The organism is Bacteroides sp. MSK.18.37 (assembly GCF_019129155.2).
Taxonomy (GTDB): domain Bacteria; phylum Bacteroidota; class Bacteroidia; order Bacteroidales; family Bacteroidaceae; genus Bacteroides; species Bacteroides ovatus.
Genome location: NZ_JAHOIB020000001.1, coordinates 2939412 through 2962988 on the forward strand (window position 1 = coordinate 2939412; position 23577 = coordinate 2962988).

Consider the following 23577-nt stretch of genomic DNA (forward strand, 5'->3'; position numbering starts at 1 on the left):
GTTTACTTATTTAAATTTTAATATATCTTTAGCTTTCATGGATACGGTAATCAGTCCGTTGTTTATCACTGGGTTGATTCGTTTATTATTCAGCATGATAGTGTAATTTTTCCCTTGTGGAACTTTTACTGTAAATGTATTGTCAGCAGTAGCTTTTAAAGTTGCTTCGTTAATCAACGACTGATTCCAGGCTGCTGAAACTTCCGCTCCTCCTTTCACACACAGGCCTTTATAAGTTCCTACGCTCCATTGTTCGGGCAGACAGGGCAGGAATTCAATATATCCTTCGTGTCCTTGTACCAGCATTTCTGCTATTCCGGCCGCTCCGGCTGTATTTCCGTCAAGAATAAAAATATCATAGGGTGCTCCTGCAATACCGGCAGGAGAAATGCTCAACAGGTTCTCACGTGTGAATATACTCTCAAGAGTAAGGACACTTTGATAAGCTTGTTTGGTATCTTTCAGTCGGGCATAGAAACAAATCATATTGGCGCGACTCCATTCCGTGTCTTCCCAACCTTCCGCAGCCAGACGGTCTTCGATTGTTTTGCGTGCACCTGCGGCGAGTTCCGGAGTTTTGTCAAGGGTAATCTGTTCGTAAGGATAAAAAGCCAGTAAATGTGAAGTATGGCGATGATTAGGGTGTGCTTCGTCATAATCTTCCAACCATTCTCGTATACCTCCGTTAGCACGCAGACGGATGGGAGGGAATTTCTTGATGGCTTGTTGTAAACTATCACTGAACTCCTTATCAATGTTCAGGATTTGAGCTGATTGAATACAAGCATTGAATATTTCATAAGCTAATACACGGTCACAGGTGGGCATCATTGATGCACATAAATTATTACCTTCGTAAAGGAAAGAATTTTCCGGTGAAATGCTTGGTCCTGTTACCATATAACCTGTATTGGGATCTTCAACCATATAATCGAGAAGGAATTCCGCATTTCCTTTTAACAGAGGGTAGGCGGTTTTCGCTAGATAATCTTTGTCACGTGTGTATTCGTATTGAGTCCAGAGATGCGAGGCAATCCAACTGCTTGCTGTGGGAAATAATCCCCACAGGATGCTTCCCGAAGGAGCTGTGTATCCCCATATATTGGCTGTGGTGTGAGCTGTCCATCCTTTGCATCCATATATCTTTTGAGCAGTTTTCGCTCCATGAACAGATAAATCTTCGATATATTTGAAAAGGGGAAGATGGCACTCTGCCAGGTTGCCTACGTTTGCAATCCAGTAGTTTTGTTGTGTATTGATGTCCAGGTGATAATCATTTGTCCACCCCATGTTACATGCTAAATTATCATTAAAGAAACCTTGCAGGGCGGCTGGAAGAGGTGAATTTTCTCGCGATGAGGCTAGTAATAAATAGCGTCCGTATTGGAAAAGCAATACATCAAGGCCGGGATCATATCCGCCTTTTTTTACTTGTTCCCATCTTTTGTCAGTTGGCAGACCGGCATATTCTCCTGTTCCCAGTTGTAGGGAAACACGGTCGAACAGAGGAGTATAATCGTTGAGGTGAGTTTTCTTCAGTTTTTCATAAGTCTTCTTTTCTGCTTTTACAACAGTTTCTTTGCAAAGAGATTTATAAGCGTCGTTCTTATAATTCGTGCGTACATCTATTACAATAGTCAGCATATCAGCATCATTCACTGATATGGAAGAATCTTCAGCTTGTAGTGTTCCATTAGGCGCGGATATTGCAATACGACCTTGAAAGCTGACACCACCGGGACCTTGCTTGGGAAAATTAACTGTTCCTTCAAAAATCAATTGATTACCATCGGTTGAAATTTCAGATTCCCGCAGCATACTTAATGATAGTTTTGCATTAATGGCTTTCTTTTTACTGGCGGACATTCGTAATACAAGTACGTCGTCCGGATTGGTTGCAAAACATTCGCGCACGTAATTAACGTCACCTATTGTATAATTGGTTGTACTGATAGCTGTACCTAAGTCGAGAGAACGACGGTAGTTACTGACTGTATTTTCCGGATAACTGAAAGTGAGTTTCAAGTCACCGATAGGAAGGTGTGTACCAAAAGAATGTCCATTACCATGTAGAAATTCTCCAGCAATTTGATTTCCTTCTTGTATTTTTCCTTCGAAAAAGAGTTTTCTTAATTCATTCATTCTTTCTTTTCCGAAAGGAATTTCCTGATTCTCGTCATATTGTCCTGACCACATGCTTGATTCATTCAATGCGATGGTTTCTTCTTCGATACCTCCGAATACCATTGCTCCGATACGTCCGTTGCCTATTGGTACAGAACTCATCCATTCTTTTGCGGGTTGTTCGTACCATAGTTCAACTTTATCCTTTGCTTCCAGATTCGTACATCCGGAAAGGGATATCATCATAATGGCTAGAGAAAAACTAATGGTTTTAATTTTCATGGCTCAAATATAATTAAATGATTAATATATGAATAGGAGTTACTTTTTTATTATAGGACAAAATTAGTCCATCGTGATTTTTCCACTCTATACAAATGATTCATAAAATGATAAGAATGCGCCCTACAAGAGTTCTCGGTGGTGTTTGAAGCAAATATTCTATTTTTTGCAGCGTTTATAACTCAATTACTTATTATATATCGGGTATATTTGCATTGCGTTTAAAGATAAATATTAGATCTAATAAAAAACATGAGATTCATTAAATACAATTTTGTTTTACCTATAAATTCAAACTACATGAAAAGAAGCTCGAAGGCGGTAATCTCTTTATTATTTGCCTGTTTATTGTTGGGAACTCCAACAAAGTCTTTAGCTTTGGAACCAACATTTGCTGTTGCTAATGACACGAAGGAGCGAAACTGGACTATCCAGGGACAAATACTTGAAAACTCGGTACAGCCTCTTCCTATTGCAGGTGTTAATGTTCTTATTAAAGGTACTACTACGATTGGTACTATAAGTGACACGAACGGATATTTCTCCATTAAAGCTCAAAAAGGAGATGTTATTGTGTTCACTTATCTTGGGTTCCGACCTTATGAATATGTAGTATCCCGTGCTATCAGTAACTTGAGTGTCTCTTTATCCGAAGATTCTGAAGCATTGGATGAAGTGGTAGTTACCGGATATTCGGAAGAGAAAAAGTTGAATTCAATTTCTTCTGTTTCTACATTAGATATCACAAAGAATCTGAAATCCAAACCTGTCACTTCTATTTCGCAATCTTTGCAGGGAGGTGTCACAGGTCTGACTGTTACGCAGGGTTCCGGTATGCCAGGTGGAGATGGAGCTTCCATTAAAATTCGTGGTATTTCCTCTTTACATACTAATAATGATCCGTTGGTATTGGTTGACGGTATTCCGATGGATATGAACCAACTGGATCCGAATACAATTGAAAGTGTGACTATTCTGAAAGATGCCGCTGCTGCCGCTATTTATGGTGCACGTGCAGCCAATGGTGTGATTGTAGTAAAAACTAAACGAGGTACGGTAGGGAAGATTAATGTTTCTTATGACGGTTACTTTGGTGTTCAGAAAGCAACTTATCTTCCTGATTTCGTGAATGCAGCTGAATATATGACAATGGCTAATGTTGCTCAAAAAAATATAGGCGGTGATGAATTGTATAGCGAAGAAATAATTAAAAATACAATGGCTGGTACTGATCCTTATAAATATCCTGATACGGACTGGGCGGATTTCCTGTTTGGTACTGGGTATGTTCAAAACCACTCTGTATCTGTTTCGGGTGGTGGTAGCTTGGCGCGTTTTGCCTTGAGCGTAAATTATATGCAGAATGAAGGATTAACGGAACATACAAGCTCTGATCGATTGAATATCCGTGCCAATACAACTGTCAGTTTGCGGGATAACCTGTCTGTAAACATGGACTTCAATGCTTACCGTACCAACCGGAAGCAACCGAAAACAGACGGTGCTGATAAATCATTGTTTGAATGGATGTATAAGACGCCGCCTAATACTGTAACTCGTTATCCGAAAAAGGAAGGTAGTAATTTTACTTATTATGGTAACAGACCTAATATGACCAATCCGGCAGCTTATATTGATCGTGCGGGAATACGTGAAGATTATGAAGATAATATCAGTGTGAATATTTCACCTCGTTGGGAAGTATTGCCAAATTTGGTACTGAAAGGTCAGTATTCTTATCGTATCAGTAGTCGTGGAGGTAAGAGCAAACGAGAATCATATAATTTCTTTGATTATGATACAGATGCTTTATTGCATACTTGGGGAGCAGATTTTTCTGATTATAGAGATCATGATACTTATTATTATCTGGGTGGTACTGCTGAATATACGTATGATAAAGGCGATCATCGTCTGTTTCTCATTGGAGGTTATAATCAGGAGTTGACTCACCAGAATAGTTGGGACAGTTATTCAATGGTTTCTATGTTTGCTAAAGCTAACTATACGTATGATCGCCGCTATCTTATTGAAGGTACTGTACGTCGCGACGGATCTTCACGTTTTGGGGACGGTGAAAAGTTCGGTGTATTTCCTTCGATTGCCGTAGGTTGGAATGTACATGAAGAAAAATTTATGAAGTCTTTGAAGAACGAAATCAATGAGTTGAAGTTAAGAGGTTCATATGGTTTGCTTGGAAATGAAAATATCGGATTATATAAGTATCAGACTTTTATTGATATGAGTAATGGTGAAGAAAAGGAATATGGTAACCCTGAAATTACTTGGGAAAAGGTAAAAATGCTGAATGTCGGTGCAGACCTTCGTTTATTCAAGGATTTAAGTCTTACTTTCGATTGGTATGAAAAGACGACTTCTGGTATGCTAATTACCCCTCCAATTTCTTCTATCGGCGGTATTTGGGCAAGTGCCATCAATTCAGGGAAAGTACGCAACAGGGGTTGGGAATTTAGTGTAAATTATGACAAGCAATTTAAAAATTTCGGTTTTAGCATCCATGGTGGTCTGTCTCAAAACAAAAATAAAATAATAGATTTGTTTGGAGCACCTTATGATAATGGATCTACAATTAATCAAATAGGTTATGCATTAAATAGTTATTATGTTTATCCTACTGATGGTTTGTTACAGGAAAGTGACTTTACGAAAGATGCTTCAGGTAAATGGATACCCAAAGAAGGTGTAGTTGTTTTTGATGGACAGCAACCGGGTGACATCAAGTATTTGGATGTATCAGGGCCGGATGGAAAACCTGATAATAGGATTACTACTGATGACCGTGTAATACGTGGAAATGACCAGCCTGACTTAAACTATTTTGCAAATATTTCTTTTGATTATAAGAAATGGAGTTTTGAAGTTTTATTTCAGGGAGTGACAGGTGTAGATGCTTATTATAATGCACCTTTTTCCAACGGGTTGAATTTGACAGGAGACGGTTTAACACCTATGAAAGCACAATTAGATTATTGGACGCCGGAGAATCCGGGCGCACGTTATCCGAGATTGACACCATCGCCTGATTATGGTAATAATCATCATGCATCCGATTACTGGCATTTTGACGCAGGCTATTGTCGTGTGAAATACATTCAGGTGGGATATACATTCGACCAGATGTCATTGAAGAAAATAGGTATCTCAAGTATCCGCGTATATTTGAATGCCCAGAATCCGTTTACTTTTGCCAAAGAAAGTATGGTTGATCCTGAGAATCGTGGTCAGATGGGTTCTTATCCATTGGTGAAAACTTATTCTGTAGGTCTTAGTTTGAACTTCTAATCATTAAAATATAGACATATTATGAAACGATATAATAAAATAATTTTTAAAGGGTTGTTCCTTGCCGGACTTATAGGCATATTCAGTAGTTGTGAAGACTTCTTGACGAGAGATAAACCGAATGCTTCGACGGATGATGATTTCTGGCAGACACAACAGGAATGTGAATCGGCGCTTGGTACTTGTAAATTGTGGGTGAAAGGTGACTGGGGTGGAGATGAAATCGGTATGATTTTTCAGGATGGAGCAACGGATAATGTTTATTTTACTGGTAACTTTGATGTGCGTATCCAACAGTTGGGAAACGGTTCTTTAGTGCCTCCTGACGACAATAATAACCCGGGTCCATGGGAATATCAGTTCTATACCTGGAATCAATGTTACCGGAAAATCCGTAACTGCTGTCGTTTGCTTGATCATATTGATAAGGCATATTTCACAAATGAGTCTGAGCGTAACCGCATGAAAGCGGAAGCGAAAGTATGGAGAGCATGGTATCATATCCGTTTATTGAACTGGTATGGAAGAAATGATGGTATTCCGTATGTAGACAAGGCTTTATTACCGACTGAAATATATATGGCACGTACTCCGGTTGACGAATGTTTGAATAAGATCAATGCTGAACTGGATGAAGTGATTAATTCGGACGCTCTTCCATTTATCTGGGATGAAGGAAGACGTGACCGTATGTCCCGGTCTATCGCCCTGACTTTGAAGATGGATGTCAATCTCCAGTTCAAACGATATGATATTGCTAAAGCGGCTGCTTGGGAACTGATAAAGAGCGACGAATTTGAACTATATTATTCTACCGCTTCCGATAACCATCCGGGTAAGAATTATCGTGATTTGTTTACTTATACAGGAAAGCAGAATAAAGAGCGTATTTTGTTTAAAGGAGGAGGTTCAAGTGGTGTATTCTTCCGTTGTATGTCGGGTAGTTTCGGCGGACAAGGTGTAATGAGTGTTTTGAAATCTTTTGTCGATACTTATGAAACGGCGGATGGACGGACCATTCAATCTTTATCTGTTTCTGAAAGAGAAGCTTATGAAAAGGATCCATACCATGGAGCGAGGGATCCGCGTATGAATGTGAGTATTTTTACACCGGGGGATAACACTGGTTTTTCTAATTATACATTCAATCCTTTCAATCCTGATTGTGGTGATTATATCGGCAGAAATGACGGTATACGCAGTGGTTATATGATGAAAAAGTTTATGACTGAAGATGATCGTGGAAATAATGGTAATGGTAGCCTTGACTTTGTTATTTATCGTTATGCGGAAGTATTGTTGGATTACGTTGAATGTCTCATTGAAACAGGACACTGGAACGATCCGAAAGTGAAAGAATACATTGATGCTATCCGCGTTCGTGGAGGAATGCCTCGAATGGATGAAACTGTTTATAACTCGGAAGAAAAGGTGCGTGAGCTATATCGTCGCGAACGTCGTGTGGAACTTTGTTTTGAAGGTAAGCGTTATGACGATATCCGACGTTGGGGAATTGGTAATGATGTGATGAATGGTCCGATTTATGGTGCATGGAATCCCGATACCCAAGCATTTATAAAATTAGAGGAACGTCGCTGTACATTCCCGAAATTCGATTCATGGCCGATTCCGCAGAAGGAAGATACTTCTAATCCTAATATAAGTCAGCCCACAGGCTGGTAACATTAGTTTTGTTTCAGGATATAAATTTCCGCCAAGCATATCAATGTGCTTGGCGGTTTTTTGTTATAGGATGATAAGCAGGATAAAAAAATCCTGTATATTTGTGCCAAAACGAATAATATTATTTATGCTATGAAAAGACCTATACTCATATTGTCGGTAGTGTGTAGTTTGATACTTTCCACAACATTTGTCAGAGCACAGGCATATTCTCAATTTTACTTTACCCATATTAATGGTGAAAATGGATTGTCGGCGAGTAATGTTAAGGTAATATTACAAGATAGCTATGGATTTATGTGGTTTGGTACTAAGAACGGATTGAACCGTTATGATGGTACATCTATTCTTCAATTTAACTGTGACGACCTGAAAGCAGGAATCGGGAATCATAATATCAGTGCCCTTTACGAAGACAAGGAACGTAGACTTTGGGTGGGAACTGACCGGGGAATTTACATATATGATCCCACAATGGATATTTTTACCCGTCTGAAGCCCGAGTCACCGGATAAAGTCACACCTGGTAATTGGGTGGCGGAAATACTCGCAGATTCTGTGGGAAATGTATGGGTACTTATTCCCGATCAGGGATTGTTTCGATTTAGCGGCACAGATAAGGTGAGCCATTATCCAATTACAGATAAAAGTAATTTTAAAAATGAAAGTCCTGAATGTATTGCTGTCAACCAAGATGGAGAAGTTTGGGTAGGTACTTCCGGAGTAGGATTATTTAAATATAATCAGGATAAAGATTCTTTTGAACAGTATCTTACAGATCGTAACGGGAAATCATTGGCTAATAAAAATATTATGAGTATATGTTTTCAGGATGACGCCATTGTACTTGCTATCCATGAAGGAGAACTGTTTAAATATGATACACGTACCAATGTACTCACGACTATCCCTTTTCCCGGTGAACGAAAAACATTCTTGCGTGATGTAGTCTGCTTTGGAGATGAGCTTTGGGTAGGTTCTCACCACGGATTATTTATCATTAATGAGAAAAAGAACAGTATGCTGCATCTCAAAGAAGACTTGATGCGCTCGTTCAGCCTGTCGGATAATATCATTTATTCAATTTATAAGGATACTCAAGGAGGTATTTGGATCGGAACAATGTTCGGTGGGGTCAATTATTTGCCGAATCATCGTCTTTCGTTTGATAAATACGTCCCCGGAAGTGACGGATATTCCTTGAATACCAAGCGTATCCGCGGATTGGCGGAAGATGATAACGGCTGTATTTGGATTGGCACGGAAGATAATGGAATCAATGTGCTGAATCCCCACTCCGGCAAAGTGCACCAAGTATATGATAATGTACCTGGTCATCTTATAACCTTGTGTGTCAGACATTATAACAATCGTATTTACAGTGGATTATTCAAGCAGGGAATGAATGAAACTAGTTTGCCTGATGAACGAATCCGGTGTTTGTCTGAAGAGGAGTTGGGTATTGATGAGGGTAGTGTATATGATTTTATGATAGATAGCAAAGGACGCAAATGGATAGGAACCGGATGGGGACTTTATATGGCTGAACCGAATGAAAGGGAATATCATAGGGTGGATGCTATTGGTTATAATTGGGCCTTTTGTATCATGGAAGCAAAGGATGGTACCATTTGGGTGGCATCTATGGGGAATGGTGTATGGAAGTGTAAACCCGAGTCGGGAATTTTTCAGAATTATGTATATGAAGCAGGAAAAAAGAATACACTAAGTTCCAATTCCGTTAGTTCCATTATGCAAGACAGGAAAGGAAATATATGGTTTTCCACTGATCGTGGCGGTATCTGTCGTTACAATGAGGCACAGGATAACTTTACATCTTTCGGTATCAATGAGGGATTACCAGACGATGTATGTTATGATATTTTAGAGGATGAACATTCTAATTTATGGTTTGGAACTAATAAAGGACTGGTACGGTTCAATCCGGAAAGCGGAGATATGAGTGTATTTACGAATAAAGACGGACTACTGGGTAATCAGTTCAATTACCGTTCGGCACTGAAAGCAAGTGATGGCAAATTCTATTTTGGAGGAGTGGATGGACTGATTGCTTTCGATCCTGACTCTTCCGATCAAGATAGTTCATTACCTCCGGTTTATATCTCTAAATTCAGCATTTATAATAATGAAATCACTGTGCATACTCCGAATTCGCCTTTGAAACAGTGCATTGTACATACCAATGAAATAGTACTTCCTTATGACCAGTCGAATATCAGTTTTGACATTGCTATGTTAAGCTATTCTACAGCGGAAACCAATCAATACTATTATCGTATGCTCCCGCTGGATAAAGAATGGATTCGTGCTGCCAGTAACAAGAATATATCATATGCCAAACTCCCGCCGGGAAAATATACTTTTCAGGTAAAAGCAACTCATCATGCTAGTAAGTCCGAACCTTCTACCCGCTCGTTGACTATAGTTATCCTGCCTCCCTGGTGGTTGTCTGTATGGGCTTATATTATTTATACACTGGCTGTCATTTTAGTTGTATTCTGTTGGTTCTTATGGTACAAGCGGCGTAAGGAGCGTCAGATGGAAGAACGTCAGAAACTTTTTGAGATAGAAAAAGAGAAAGAATTATATGAATCGAAAGTAGATTTTTTCACAGAGATAGCGCATGAAGTGCGTACTCCCCTGACACTGATTAACGGTCCGCTTGAGGCTATTCAGGAAGAGGATATTCCAGAAGCAAAGAAGAAGAAATATATCAGTGTCATCGTAGAGAACACGAAGCGGTTGCTCGAACTTACCGGACAACTTCTCGACTTCCAGAAGATAGGTGCTAATAAACTGTCCATGAAATTTGAGAGTGTGGATATAACAGCCCTTCTGAAAGGAATTGTGTCTCGTTTTGAAGTAACTTTCAATTTGAACAATAAAGAATTTATATTAAAACTGTTGGAAGAAGAGGTATGGGCGGCCGTAGATAAAGAAGCGATAACTAAGATTGTGAGTAATCTGCTCAACAATGCTTTGAAGTATGCCACAAGACACATAGAGGTGGAACTGGAAAAGGATGAATCTTATTTTACCATTCGGGTAATCAGCGACGGAAACAAGATTCCGGAGGAGGTGAGCCAATATATTTTTGAACCTTTCTACCAAATGGAAAAAGGAGAAATGCCCAAGAATGGGGTAGGTATCGGATTATCATTGGCACGTTCATTGGCATCCTTACATAAAGGGACGCTTTCTCTTGACACTACCTACGAAAAGGATAATGTTTTTGTACTGACCGTTCCTTTGAACAAAGAAGGCATTAGCCTGCAAAACAGTAAAGTCGTACAGAAAGATATTGTGGAGTTGGATGAAGAGACTTCCGTTGAAACAGATATGCATGGATACACTCTGTTGTTGGTAGAAGATAATGAAAGTATGTTGGCATTCATTTCAGAAAGACTGCGTGAAAGTTTCACGGTAGAAACTGCGAAGAATGGTGCGGAAGCAATCGAAATATTGAGAAGCAGTCATGTCGATTTGATCATTAGTGATATTATGATGCCGGTGATGAATGGATATCAGTTGTGTAAGGAAATCAAATCAGATCTTGAGCTTTCTCATATCCCTGTTATCTTCCTGACTGCCAAGAATGATATTGACAGTAAAATCAATGGCTTGAAGTATGGGGCGGAAGCCTATGTGGAGAAGCCTTTCTCGTTCGGTTATCTCAAAGAACAGATATTATCATTACTCAATAACCGTCGACGGGAGAGAGAGGCATTCTCGAAACGTCCGTTCTTCTCGGTGGACAATATGCAGATGAACAAAGCGGACGAGGAATTTATGAATAAAGTGATCCGGATTATTGAAGACAATATAACCGATGATAATTTCGGAGTAGAGAAAATGGCGGATATTCTCTGTATGAGCCGCTCTAGTTTGTTGAGAAAAATCAAAACGATATTTAATCTCTCCCCACTCGACTTCATTCGCCTGATTCGCCTGAAGAAAGCGGCGGAATATATTCAGGAAGGCAAATACCGGATTGGAGATATCTGTTATATGGTGGGCATTAATTCTCCGTCTTATTTCAGCAAGTTATTCTTGAAACAGTTTGGTATGACTCCGAAAGATTTCGAGAAACAGTATCAAAGTGGAAAACAAACAATCATTCCACAGGATATAAGGAATACGGATACTATAAATGATGCGGATAAATAGAAAATTTGCGGATTCAGAGAGATTGTGAAGCATATTGCCGTAAATCTTTCATTTTTTGACTTGTTTACGCCAAGCCATACTTCCGGCAATGCCTATCTTTGGGGAACACTTTTATTCTATTTAAAACCATATTCATTGTGCCATATGAAAAACAGACTTCGACAGTTTAAAATCATTTTCGGAACTATGTTCCTGTTATTCACTTTATCCGGATATGCTGCCGGATATAAAGGTCTGACGACGGGCGGCTGGCAAATCCGCTTCGATGATCAGAAAGGGGGAGTTTCACTTTATAAAAAGTCAAAAAATATTTGTGAAGGACTATATGCTTCTTACCTATGGGGAGAGCAGACGGTTACTACGCGTGACTATGCACGCCATAAGGTTAGTATTCGAAAAATATCAGATGCTTTCGGTAAAGGAACTCTTTATAAGATTGAACATACAGATAAATCTTTGCCTAAGTTGACACAGTACTTTTATCTTTATCCGGATAAAGAGTATATATTGACGGAGTTTAGTATAGAAGGAAAGAATAATGTCGCTTCCAATCGGATGGCACCTGTGAATGTAGACCGCATGGCTGAATTACTTCCGGCAGGTGACAATCGTGCTTTATTTATGCCTTTTGATAATGATAAATGGATCAGATACCAGTCTCATGCACTTAATTTCGACACATTGACCAGTTATGAGGTAACGGCTGTTTTTAATAATGAAGGGCGTAGCGGACTTGTTGTAGGTTCTGTGGAGCATGACAATTGGAAAACGGCTGTAATGTTAGGTAAAGTAGAACATAGAAACATCGGCTCTTTGACTTGTTACGGTGGAGTAGCTGATGAATTGACGCGGGATGTGAAACCTCACGGAGCATTGAAAGGCAAGAAGATCAAGTCGCCCAAAATATTACTGGGATTCTTTGAAAACTGGTGCGACGGACTGGAAACTTATGCAAAAGTTAATGCAATCATATCACCTCCGAAAGAGTGGGGAAAAGCGGTTCCATTTGGTTGGAACAGCTGGGGAGCTTTGCAATTTAATCTGACTTATGAAAAAGCGATGGAGGTTTCGGACTTTATCAAACAAAATCTTCAAAATAATCATTTTGTCAATCCGGATCACACGGTTTATGTCGGATTGGATTCCGGTTGGGACTGTATGAATGAAGAACAATTGAAGTTATTCATTACAAAATGTAAATCGAACGGCCAGATTGGAGGGATTTACTGGACTCCGTTTACCGACTGGGCGCGTGACCCCGAAAGAACGGTGGATGCTGCTCCTGAATATAAATACAAGGATATCTACCTTTATGCTAACGGAAAACCACAGGAACTGGACGGTGCTTATGCCATTGACCCTACTCATCCTGCTGTAGAGGCAATGATGAAAAAGACGTCTAGCTTGTTTCACCGAACAGGATTCGAGTATGTGAAAATGGATTTTATGACCCATGGAGCGATGGAGGCTGATAAATGGTATCTTCCTGAAGTGACAACGGGTATCCAGGGATATAATTATGGGATGCAGTTGCTGGATAAATACTTTGGGGATATGTATATCAATCTTTCTATTTCTCCGGTATTTCCGGCACAATATGCGCAGTCGCGTAGAATTGCCTGCGATGCATGGAATAAAATCAAGGATACCGAATACACACTGAATGCATTGTCTTATGGATGGTGGCAGAAGTATATCTATCAATTCAATGATGCAGACCATATTGTGTTGAGAGATGCTACAGATGGTGAAAATCGGGCGCGTATCACTTCCGGAGTTATTACAGGTATCTATATTGGTGGAGATGATTTCAGTGCTGCCGGAGGAAAAGATGGAAAAGACAAAGCGTTGAAATATCTGACGAATCCTGACATCAATGCTCTTGCTACAGGTGAAGTATTCCGTCCGGTAGAAGGGAATGGAGCTCAATCGGAACAGATCTTTGTAAGAAAGGAGAAAGATGGAACTTTTCATTGCGCACTTTTCAATTATTCGGAACAGGAACAGACAGTGACACTTTCGTTGGATAGAATAGGGCTGGAGCAAACACGCAGTTATCAGGTGAAAGAATTATGGAGTGGCAGCCGGACTACTGCCAAAAATAAGATAGAGGTTACTATACCTGCCAAGGATGTGAAAGTGCTGGAATTCAACTAATAGCCGATAATCAATAAACTAACCGAAAAATGAATAAATATAGAATTACTCTTATGGCCCTGTGCATAGCTATTTGTACACAGGCTAAGGTAACTTTACCATCGTTTTTCACCGATAATATGGTGATACAACAAAAGAGTACGTTGATATTGCCCGGAAAAGCAAAAGCCGGCAAGCAAGTCACAGTAAAAACGAGTTGGGATAACCGAAAATATACAGTTAAAGCGGGAGTGGATGGAAATTTTACTTTGCAGTTACCTACTCCTGCTGCCGGAGGTCCTTACCAGATTACGCTTTCAGACGGCGAAATGCTGACTTTGCGGAATATAATGGTGGGAGAAGTCTGGTTTTGTTCCGGACAATCCAATATGGAAATGCCAGTTGCTGGATGGGGCAAGGTTATGAATTATGAGCGGGAGGTGGCAGAAGCCAATTATCCGTTTATTCGTCTATTACAGGTAAAAAAGACTGTATCTTTAACTCCGCAGGATAACGTAGAAATGAACGGAGGGGGTTGGCAGGAATGTAGCCCTTCCTCTGTTCCGGAGTTTTCATCTGTCGCTTATTTCTATGCCCGCCAATTGTGGAAAGAATTAAATGTACCTGTTGGTGTGATAGATTGTACCTGGGGCGGCACTCCGGCCGAAGCGTGGACAAGCTTCGGTACCTTGCAACAGGTGATGGGTTTCCAGGAAGAAACAGCTAAAATGAAGAGACTGGATTTTAATAAAGAAGCTCTTTCTGCTGTTTATCAACAGGAGATGAAGGACTGGCGTGAACAATTTATTATCCGGGATGCTGGTTTTACTCAAGGGACTCCGCAATGGATTTCGGCTTTGCAGACTGGGAAAGAGTGGAAGCCTATGGAGTTACCCGGTTATTGGGAAGAAAAAGGACTGGATGGGCTTGACGGTATTGTCTGGTTTCAAAAGGAGATAGATATTCCTGCCGAATGGGCAGGAAAGGAGGTAACTCTTAGTCTGGGAATGATAGATGATGAAGATATTACTTATTATAATGGTAAGGAAATAGCTAGAGGATCGGGGTTTGCCACCCTCCGGAAGTATACGATTCCGGCTGGGGAAGTTAAACCCGGTAAAGGAATTATCACAGTTCGTGTATCTGATTTCGGGGGAGAAGGTGGTATTCATGGAAAAACGGAAACTTTGTATGCGGAAATGGGTGGACAGAAAATATCATTGGCCGGAATCTGGAACCATCGCATCGGATTAACTTTGGATGAATTACCATCTGCGCCCATGTCACCGGAGGGTTCCAGTTATCTGTCTGTATTGTATAACGGAATGGTTCATCCTTTTACGATTTTTCCAGTTAAGGGTGTTATATGGTATCAGGGCGAAGCTAATGTAGGCCGTGCCCGTCAGTATTCCCTTCTTTTTCAGTCGCTGATAGCCGACTGGCGGAAACAATGGAAACAGGAGTTGCCTTTCTATTTTGTGCAGTTGGCAAATTACTTGCGTAGTCAGGAGATACAACCCGATTCGAAATGGGCTGCATTGCGTGAAGCACAGTCTGATGCACTTTCTATGGAAGGCACGGGTATGGTATCGGCTATTGATCTTGGTGTAGCGCATGATATTCACCCAAAAAACAAACAGGAAGTGGGAAGACGGCTGGCTCTCCTGTCGTTGGCAAATACTTATCAGAGGGGCACGTATGATGTACCGGCTTTTCTGGAATACCGTATTTCGGGAAATAAACTGATACTTAGCTTCGATTGTGAGGTGAAGACTGCGACAGGCGAACCCAAAGGATTCATTATTGCCGGACCAGATCAGGTGTTCTATCAGGCAACTGCCACTATCCAGGGAAAAGAGGTTATCCTTGAATCGCCGGAAGTGGAAATACCTATTGCGGCACGTTACGGATGGGCGGATAATCCGGAGTGTAACCTTTATGGAACTGCTGGACTTCCGGTTGCTCCGTTCCGTACTGATAAATAAGAAATGATTGTAATAACATTAAATAAATATACCGTGAAAGTAAAAGTTCTTTTTTTATTCTGTCTTTTGGGCATCTCCTGTATGTTGAAGGCAGCTGACAAACCTATTATTAAGATTGAAACAGATTGCACAAGCCTGATTTTCCAGGTGGGAGACAACGGTCGTCTATACCAGCGTTATCTGGGTAAAAAACTGAATCATGAATCGGACTTTGTCTACTTGCCGCAGGGAACCGAAGTTTATATTACACATGGGGCAGAGGATTATTTCGAACCGGCTATTCAAGTGCTTCATAATGATGGAAATCCATCTTTATTGTTGAAATACGTAGAACATAGCAGTAGCCGACAAAATGACGGAAGTGTAGAAACGGTGATTACCTTAAAAGATGACAAATATCCTGTGACTGTGAAATTGCACTATATAACGTATGCTGCGGAAAATATCATCAAGACATTCACTGAAATCAATCATCAGGAAAAGAAACCTATTGTATTGAGCAAATATGCTTCTTCTATGCTTCACTTTAACCGTGATAAGTATTTTCTCACGGAGTTTTCCGGTGACTGGGCACATGAGGTCAACATAGCCGAGCGTGAACTGGCATTTGGTAAAAAAACGATTGATACCAAGTTGGGTGCGCGTGCCAATATGTTTGTTTCTCCATTTTTCCAGTTGTCTCTGGGTGCTCCGTCGGAGGAAAATTCAGGAGAGGTATTAGTCGGTACTTTGGGGTGGACAGGTAACTTCCGTTTTACCTTTGAAGTGGATAACAAGAATGAACTTCGTGTCATTTCCGGTATTAATCCGTACGCTTCGGAATACAACCTTCCTGCTAAAGAAACCTTTCGCACCCCGGACTTTTATTTCACTTATAGCTTGAACGGTAAGGGAGAGGCCAGCCGCAACTTTCATGATTGGGCGCGTAAGTATCAGATTAAGAAGGGTGACCAGACTCGTATGACACTGCTCAATAATTGGGAAGCTACTTATTTTGATTTTGATGAGAATAAGTTGGTTGGATTGATGGATGAGGCTGTCAAACTGGGAGTGGATATGTTTCTACTCGACGATGGATGGTTTGGTAATAAATATCCGCGTAGCGGCGATCATCAAGGGTTGGGTGATTGGAAAGAAACGGCGGATAAACTGCCGAATGGTGTAGGACGTTTGGTAGAGGAGGCGCAAAAGAAAGGCATTAAATTTGGAATATGGATAGAGCCTGAAATGGTGAATCCGAAAAGTGAACTGTATGAAAAGCATAAAGACTGGGTGATTCATCTGCCTAATCGGGATGAATATTATTTCAGAAATCAGTTGGTACTTGACTTGAGTAACCCGGCAGTGCAGGATCATGTATTCGGTGTGGTAGACAAATTGATGACAAACTATCCGGGCATTGCTTTCTTTAAGTGGGATTGTAACAGTCCTATCACCAATATCTATTCTTCTTATCTGAAGGATAAACAGTCGCATCTGTATATCGAATATGTGCGTGGGCTGTATAAAGTGTTGGAGCGTGTGAAAAATAAATATCCGGATTTACCGATGATGCTTTGTGCCGGTGGTGGCGGACGCTCTGACTTTGAAGCATTGAAATATTTTACGGAATTTTGGCCTAGTGACAATACCGACCCTATCGAACGTTTATTTATTCAATGGGGATTCTCACAAATATTTCCTAGTAAGACGATGTGTGCACATGTTACGACTTGGAATCGGGGAACCAGCATTAAGTTCCGTACTGATGTAGCTATGATGTGTAAACTGGGCTTTGACATCAAACTGGATGATATGAACGAGAATGACCATATCTATTGCAATCAGGCGGTAGAAAATTATAATCGTTTGAAACCTGTTATCCTTGATGGCGATCTGTTTCGTTTGGTTTCTCCTTATGGCAGTAACCATACCTCTTCTATGTATGCAAATAAAGATAAGAGTAAAGCTGTATTGTATGCATTTGATATTCATCCGCGTTATGCAGAAAAATTATTACCGGTACGTTTGCAGGGATTGGATGCTGACAGAATGTATCGTGTGAAAGAAATCAATTTGATGCCGGGTAGCAATTCTTCGTTTCAAGGTAACAATCAACTATATTCAGGAGAGTATCTGATGAATGTGGGACTGGAAGTGTTTACTACCCAACAACTGAACAGCCGGATTGTAGAAATCACTGCTGAATAAATTAATATTATGCGTTGATTTATAACAGACTTCCAACATTTGTTTTGTTGCTTTTTACATATATGGGCTGCTTTAATAAGCAGCCCATATATGTTTTTACTTAGACTCTTCCGAACTTTGAAGCATCTGGAACAACTTATCCAGTTTCGGAGCCATGATAATCTCCGTACGGCGGTTCTTACTTCTGCCTTCGGCTGTTTCATTATCATCCACAGGCATATATTCACCGCGACCACTAGGCTGAATCTGCAAAGGATTTACATTGTAATTCTTGATGAGGATACGAACTACGGAAGTGGCACGGATCACACTTAAATCCCAGTTATCTTTGAATTGTACAGTATTGATCGGTTTGTTATCCGTATGACCTTCGATAAATACATCAATGTCCGTCTGCTTGTTTAGTACTTCCGCCAGTTTGCCGAGAGCTTCCTCTCCGCGTTTATCCAGGCGGGCACTTCCTGATTGGAATAATAGTTTATCGGACATAGCTACATATACTTTTCCATCTTTCTCACGAACGGTCAGCTCGTCGGTACTGAAACCAAGTAAGGCATCTTTTACATTGCTCAAAAGATTCTGTACTTTATCGTTTTGCGCTTTAATCATATCCTGCAACTCATTGATGGTCCGTTCTCTTTCGTTAAGCTCGTTTTTCTTCTGGCTCAACAGGGCATTCAGCTTTTCCTGTTCGGTCATATTCACGTTCAGCATACTTTGATACTGACGGATACTGTTTCCCATTTTGGTGGTATCACGCAAAAGATTCTTGATTTGTGCCGACATTTGCGCGTTTGTATTGCGGCAGTCGGTCAATAATCCTTGCAAGCTATCTTTGCTTATAGTAGCTGCCATTTCTGCCTGCATGAACTTCTTTTTTGTTACACATGAAGTACATAACAGTAACGTAAGTAAAGTAAATAAAGTAATTTTCTTCATTGTGTTTTATATTTTAAGTGGGTATGTATAATTAGCTTTGCAGAAACTCACAAAGTTTCTGTACAGCCAGTGCACGATGGCTGATTTGGTTTTTTATATCATTTCCCAATTCGGCAAAAGTCCGGTCGTAGCCTTCAGGCTTAAATATAGGATCGTAGCCAAATCCGGAATCACCGCGTTTTTCTTTGATAATTTCGCCTTTTATCACTCCTTCAAAGAGATACTCCTTTCCGTCCAATATCAACGAAATAGCGGTGCGGAATTGCGCTTTACGGTTTTCCTTTCCTTCCAGTTCGTGAAGAAGTTTGAGCATATTAGCCTGGGCGTCATGTCCTTCACCTCCTGCATAGCGGGCGGAATAGACTCCGGGAGCTCCGTTCAAGGCTTCCACTTCCAATCCTGTATCATCGGCAAAACAATCCAGATGATAGTTTTTATAGATATAGGAAGATTTTAATAGCGCATTTCCTTCCAGTGTTTCAGCTGTTTCGGGAATATCTGTTTGGCAACTGATATCATTGAGACTTAGTAATTCCACTTGATCTCCTAAGATAGCGGCTACTTCTTCCAGTTTATGAGCGTTATTGGTAGCAAATACAAGTTTGCGTTTCATCATCTTATTTTTTGTTTTAACAAGGTTGTTCAATACTTTTCAGCCAGTTATTATTTCACTTTTAGCTTATCGAATCCTTCGCCATACACGCCGATAACAGAACTTTGAGAGATAAAAGCATTCGGATCAATGCGTTTTACCAAACGGAAGATGTCGAGTGACTGACGTTTCTTGGCAAGTACTACCAATACTTTCACATTGTTTTTACTGTACCATCCCGTACCGTCGAGTACTGTTACTCCCCGGTCGGCATCTTTAATAATCCGGTCGGCTATTTCATCATATTTCTTGGAGAAGATGAAGAATTGAACCGATTGACGGGCACTGTTGATAATCCAGTCGAGCACAACGCCGATGATAAACAGAGTGACAAAACCGAAAATAACCCGGCGCCAGTCATGAAATATAAAGTAACAGGAACTGATAATGAATACATCACAAATCATAATCATTCGTCCGAGTGATACATCTTTGTATTTATTGACGATAGCGGCGATAATATCTGTTCCACCCGTACTTCCATTGTAGTTGAAAGTGATACCCAGACCTACACCGCACATGGCTGCACCGATAATGCAGGCCATGAAATCCTGCCCTGTACCGAGTAACAACGGTTTACCGTCCGGCGTCATATCCGGCGCTTCTACATAATTGTTCACCACCAACTGGAATAACCAAAGCAGAAAAGTCAGTGTAAAAATAGCATAAGTGGTTTTTATACTAAATCTTGGACCTAATACCCGGATGGCAAAGGTCATCAGAACTGCATTAATAATGAAGTATGACCATTGGATTGGAAATCCCGTTGCATAATAGATAATAGCTCCGATACCGGTAGTTCCTCCGGTAGTTATCTGATAAGGTAACAGGAATGCAGCCCATCCCAAAGAATAGCTTATCAATCCGAGAGTGATGTAGATATAATCTTTCACTTCTCTCATTACTTCTGCTTTTGATAGTTTATGCATAGGATTTTAAGTAATAGGATTTTATAAAGTATTAGGTATAAAGTATTAAGTATTAACCTGGCGGATATATTGGGATAGCGGCTACGGATAATACTTAATGCTTATTACTTAATACTTTAAATTACAACGTTTACAATCTTCTTCGGAACGACAATGATTTTCTTTGGAGTCTTGCCGTCAATCCACTTCTGCGAACGTTCGTCGGCCAATACCGCCGCCTGAATAGCGTCCGAAGCTTCATCTGCGGCAAATTCCATATTGAAACGTGCCTTTCCGTTGAAAGAGATGGTATAGTTGATGGTATCTTCTTTCAGATATTCTTCATTGTATGCAGGCCATTGGGCGTCGCATACGGAAGTCTCGTGTCCCAATACGTCCCACAACTCTTCGCAGACATGCGGAGCGAAAGGAGCGAGCGTGATAACGAGCTGTTCCAGAATCTCTTTCTTGCTGCATTTAAGGTTGAAGAGTTCGTTTACGCAAATCATGAATGCGCTGATAGATGTATTATAAGAGAACTGTTCAATATCACCTGTCACCTTCTTAATCAATTTATGAAGGCTCTTCAATTCTTCTTTCGTTGCAGGTTCGTCTGTCACCAGATATTCGTCCGTGCGGCTGTAGAACAGCGACCAGAATTTGCGGATAAAACGGTGTACACCGTCGATTCCGTTGGTATCCCACGGTTTAGACTGTTCTACCGGGCCGAGGAACATTTCGTACATACGAAGTGTATCTGCACCGTATTTCTCAACAATCATGTCCGGATTGACTACATTGAACATTGATTTACTCATCTTTTCAACTGCCCATCCGCAAACGTATTTTCCGTCTTCGAGGATAAACTCGGCTGTTTTATATTCAGGACGCCATGCTTTGAATGCTTCCAAATCCAAAACATCATTGGATACGATATTTACGTCTACATGGATAGGAGTAACTTCGTATTGATCTTTCAGGTTCAGTGAAACGAAAGTATTGGTATCTTTGATACGGTATACAAAGTTGCTGCGACCTTGAATCATTCCCTGGTTTACTAACTTTTGGAACGGTTCTTCCATGATAGATACACCTACATCGTGCAGGAATTTATTCCAGAAACGAGAGTAGATCAAGTGTCCGGTAGCATGTTCCGTACCACCTACGTAAAGGTCTACATTCTTCCAGTACTGATCGATTTTCGGATCAACCAGTGCTTTATGATTGCGTGGGTCCATGTAGCGGAGATAGTAAGCCGAAGAACCGGCGAATCCCGGCATGGTGTTTAGCTCCAGCGGGAAGACAGTTACATGGTCAATCTTCTCATTTTCTACTACACATTTGTTTACTGTATCCCAAGCCCATTTCGTTGCGTGTCCCAATGGAGGTTCACCTGTTTCGGTAGGCAGGAATTTAGCGACTTCCGGAAGTTCCAGCGGCAGGCTGGCTTCGTCAATCATATAGGGCATTCCGTCTTTGTAGTAAACAGGGAACGGCTCACCCCAGTAACGTTGGCGAGAGAAAATAGCGTCACGCAGACGGTAGTTCACTTTCACACGACCCAGATTGTGCTCTTTTACATATTTCTTGGTTGTTTCTATCGCTTCTTTGATAGTCAGTCCGTTCAGAGAAAGATCACAGTAAGGAGTGACATCCGGACGCGGAGAGTTACACACGATACCTTCTTTTGCATCGAAACTTTCTTCGCTTACATCACAACCTTCTACCAACGGACGGATTTCTAATCCGAAATGTTTGGCAAATGCATAGTCGCGGCTATCATGAGCAGGTACAGCCATAATAGCTCCTGTTCCGTATCCGGCCAGTACGTAATCGCTGATCCATACGGGCACTGCTTCACCTGTGAACGGATTGATAGCATACGAACCACTGAATACACCGGTAACACTACGGTCGGCGATGCGTTCACGTTCCGTACGTTTTTTGGTACGGTCGAGGTAAGCGTCTACTTCTGCTTTTTGTTCAGGAGTCGTTAATTGTGCCACCAATTCACTTTCCGGAGCTAATACCATAAAGGTAACACCGAACATGGTATCTGCACGAGTGGTGAAAATTGTGAATTCGAGATCACTGTCTTTTACTTTGAATTGCACTTCAGCACCTTCCGAACGTCCGATCCAGTTTCTTTGGGTTTCTTTCAGAGAATCTGTCCATTCGATCGTGTCCAATCCATCAAGTAAGCGTTGTGCATACGCAGATACACGCAAACACCATTGGCGCATTTTCTTCTGGATAACAGGAAAACCGCCACGTTCGCTGACTCCGTCTACTACCTCGTCGTTAGCCAGTACAGTTCCTAACTCGGCACACCAGTTTACCATCGTTTCGCCCAGATAAGCGATGCGGTAGTTCATCAGGATTTCTTGCTTTTCTTTTTCGCTTTTGGCGTTCCACTCTTCGGCAGTGAAACTGATTTCTTCGCTGCAAGCGGCGTTCAGTCCTTTGTTTCCGTAGATGGCGAAGGCTTTTTCCAGTTCTTCGATAGGACGGGCTTGCTGTTCATCGTTACAATAATAGCTGTTGAACATTTTTTGGAAGGCCCATTGCGTCCAGTGATAATATTCCGGGTCGCAAGTACGGATTTCACGGTTCCAGTCGAAAGAGAAACCTATTTTGTCCAACTGCTCGCGATAGCGGTTGATATTGTTGACGGTAGTGATGGCAGGATGCTGTCCGGTTTGGATGGCATACTGTTCTGCCGGCAGACCGTAAGCGTCATATCCCATCGGGTTGAGTACATTGAAGCCCTGCAGTCGTTTGTAACGGGCGTAAATATCCGAAGCAATGTATCCCAGCGGATGACCTACGTGTAGGCCGGCTCCTGATGGATAAGGAAACATGTTTAGTACATAAAATTTTTGCTTCGAATCATCTTCCGTAACTTGGTAGGTTTTCTCTTCTACCCACCTTTTCTGCCACTTCTTTTCAATTTCTCTGAAATTGTACTCCATAGTGATAAAGTTTTTATTTATAGTGATTTATACTGTTATTTCTAATTCGAGGCACAAATTTACGTGTTTATTTTCAGATAACCACGCTTTCCCTATTGACTTTCTTCTTTTTATTTTGTATATTTGAGGTCAATAATAATAAAGAAATAATAATGAAATATATAAATTTTATTACATAAAGTTCAATAGGTTAATATGCGAATTGCATAACGAGG

At 40.8% G+C, this 23577-nt stretch carries 11 protein-coding genes; 6 read left to right on the forward strand and 5 right to left on the reverse strand.

The genetic code is table 11. The annotated features are described in order from the left end of the window. Nucleotides 1-6: 6 nt before the first annotated feature. Nucleotides 7-2406 carry a glycosyl hydrolase family 95 catalytic domain-containing protein gene (locus tag KSX81_RS12010; protein ID WP_118418425.1) on the reverse strand — a complete coding sequence of 800 codons (2400 nt, stop codon included), beginning with the start codon at nucleotides 2404-2406 and terminating at the stop codon, nucleotides 7-9. Nucleotides 2407-2706: 300 nt separating this feature from the next. Between KSX81_RS12010 and KSX81_RS12015 the strand changes: the two genes are divergently transcribed. The 6 genes from KSX81_RS12015 (at nucleotide 2707) to KSX81_RS12040 (ending at nucleotide 17891) form a co-directional block, all read left to right on the forward strand. Next, on the forward strand, nucleotides 2707-5709 hold the full coding sequence (locus tag KSX81_RS12015) for a SusC/RagA family TonB-linked outer membrane protein (protein WP_118418492.1): 3003 nt from the start codon (nucleotides 2707-2709) through the stop codon (nucleotides 5707-5709). Between the two features lie 21 nt (nucleotides 5710-5730). Next, nucleotides 5731-7392, forward strand: coding sequence for a RagB/SusD family nutrient uptake outer membrane protein (locus KSX81_RS12020; protein WP_118418424.1), 1662 nt, complete (start codon nucleotides 5731-5733; stop codon nucleotides 7390-7392). Nucleotides 7393-7524: 132 nt separating this feature from the next. Further along, nucleotides 7525-11580 carry a hybrid sensor histidine kinase/response regulator transcription factor gene (locus KSX81_RS12025; RefSeq protein WP_118418423.1) on the forward strand — a complete coding sequence of 1352 codons (4056 nt, stop codon included), beginning with the start codon at nucleotides 7525-7527 and terminating at the stop codon, nucleotides 11578-11580. Between the two features lie 144 nt (nucleotides 11581-11724). After that, nucleotides 11725-13737, forward strand: a complete 2013-nt coding sequence (locus tag KSX81_RS12030; protein WP_181990053.1) for an alpha-galactosidase — start codon at nucleotides 11725-11727, stop codon at nucleotides 13735-13737. Nucleotides 13738-13766: 29 nt separating this feature from the next. After that, nucleotides 13767-15701: a sialate O-acetylesterase gene (locus KSX81_RS12035; RefSeq protein ID WP_118418421.1), complete on the forward strand. Its 1935-nt coding sequence runs from the start codon at nucleotides 13767-13769 to the stop codon at nucleotides 15699-15701. A 3-nt stretch (nucleotides 15702-15704) separates the two neighbouring features. Next, a complete protein-coding gene (locus tag KSX81_RS12040) occupies nucleotides 15705-17891 on the forward strand; it encodes an alpha-galactosidase (RefSeq protein WP_374937550.1) in 2187 nt (728 codons plus the stop codon). A 96-nt stretch (nucleotides 17892-17987) separates the two neighbouring features. Here the strand turns inward: KSX81_RS12040 and KSX81_RS12045 are convergent, their stop codons facing one another. From KSX81_RS12045 to leuS, 4 genes are all read right to left on the reverse strand, one after another. Then, a complete protein-coding gene (locus tag KSX81_RS12045) occupies nucleotides 17988-18830 on the reverse strand; it encodes a flagellar motor protein MotB (RefSeq protein WP_118418420.1) in 843 nt (280 codons plus the stop codon). 31 nt (nucleotides 18831-18861) lie between these two features. After that, a complete protein-coding gene (locus KSX81_RS12050; RefSeq protein ID WP_032851877.1) occupies nucleotides 18862-19443 on the reverse strand; it encodes a non-canonical purine NTP diphosphatase in 582 nt (193 codons plus the stop codon). A gap of 50 nt (nucleotides 19444-19493) precedes the next feature. After that, a complete protein-coding gene (locus KSX81_RS12055) occupies nucleotides 19494-20411 on the reverse strand; it encodes a YitT family protein (RefSeq protein WP_004302802.1) in 918 nt (305 codons plus the stop codon). A 116-nt stretch (nucleotides 20412-20527) separates the two neighbouring features. Next, nucleotides 20528-23362 carry a leucine--tRNA ligase gene (leuS, locus tag KSX81_RS12060; protein ID WP_118418419.1) on the reverse strand — a complete coding sequence of 945 codons (2835 nt, stop codon included), beginning with the start codon at nucleotides 23360-23362 and terminating at the stop codon, nucleotides 20528-20530. Nucleotides 23363-23577 lie beyond the last annotated feature (215 nt).

Coding starts and splice junctions, on each gene's coding strand:
- KSX81_RS12050 (WP_032851877.1), bottom strand. CDS start 19,443: ATGAAACGCAAACTTGTATTTGCTACCAATAACGCTCATAAACTGGAA.
- leuS (WP_118418419.1), bottom strand. CDS start 23,362: ATGGAGTACAATTTCAGAGAAATTGAAAAGAAGTGGCAGAAAAGGTGG.
- KSX81_RS12020 (WP_118418424.1), top strand. CDS start 5,731: ATGAAACGATATAATAAAATAATTTTTAAAGGGTTGTTCCTTGCCGGA.
- KSX81_RS12040 (WP_374937550.1), top strand. CDS start 15,705: ATGATTGTAATAACATTAAATAAATATACCGTGAAAGTAAAAGTTCTT.
- KSX81_RS12010 (WP_118418425.1), bottom strand. CDS start 2,406: ATGAAAATTAAAACCATTAGTTTTTCTCTAGCCATTATGATGATATCC.
- KSX81_RS12055 (WP_004302802.1), bottom strand. CDS start 20,411: ATGCATAAACTATCAAAAGCAGAAGTAATGAGAGAAGTGAAAGATTAT.
- KSX81_RS12030 (WP_181990053.1), top strand. CDS start 11,725: ATGAAAAACAGACTTCGACAGTTTAAAATCATTTTCGGAACTATGTTC.
- KSX81_RS12035 (WP_118418421.1), top strand. CDS start 13,767: ATGAATAAATATAGAATTACTCTTATGGCCCTGTGCATAGCTATTTGT.
- KSX81_RS12025 (WP_118418423.1), top strand. CDS start 7,525: ATGAAAAGACCTATACTCATATTGTCGGTAGTGTGTAGTTTGATACTT.
- KSX81_RS12015 (WP_118418492.1), top strand. CDS start 2,707: ATGAAAAGAAGCTCGAAGGCGGTAATCTCTTTATTATTTGCCTGTTTA.
- KSX81_RS12045 (WP_118418420.1), bottom strand. CDS start 18,830: ATGAAGAAAATTACTTTATTTACTTTACTTACGTTACTGTTATGTACT.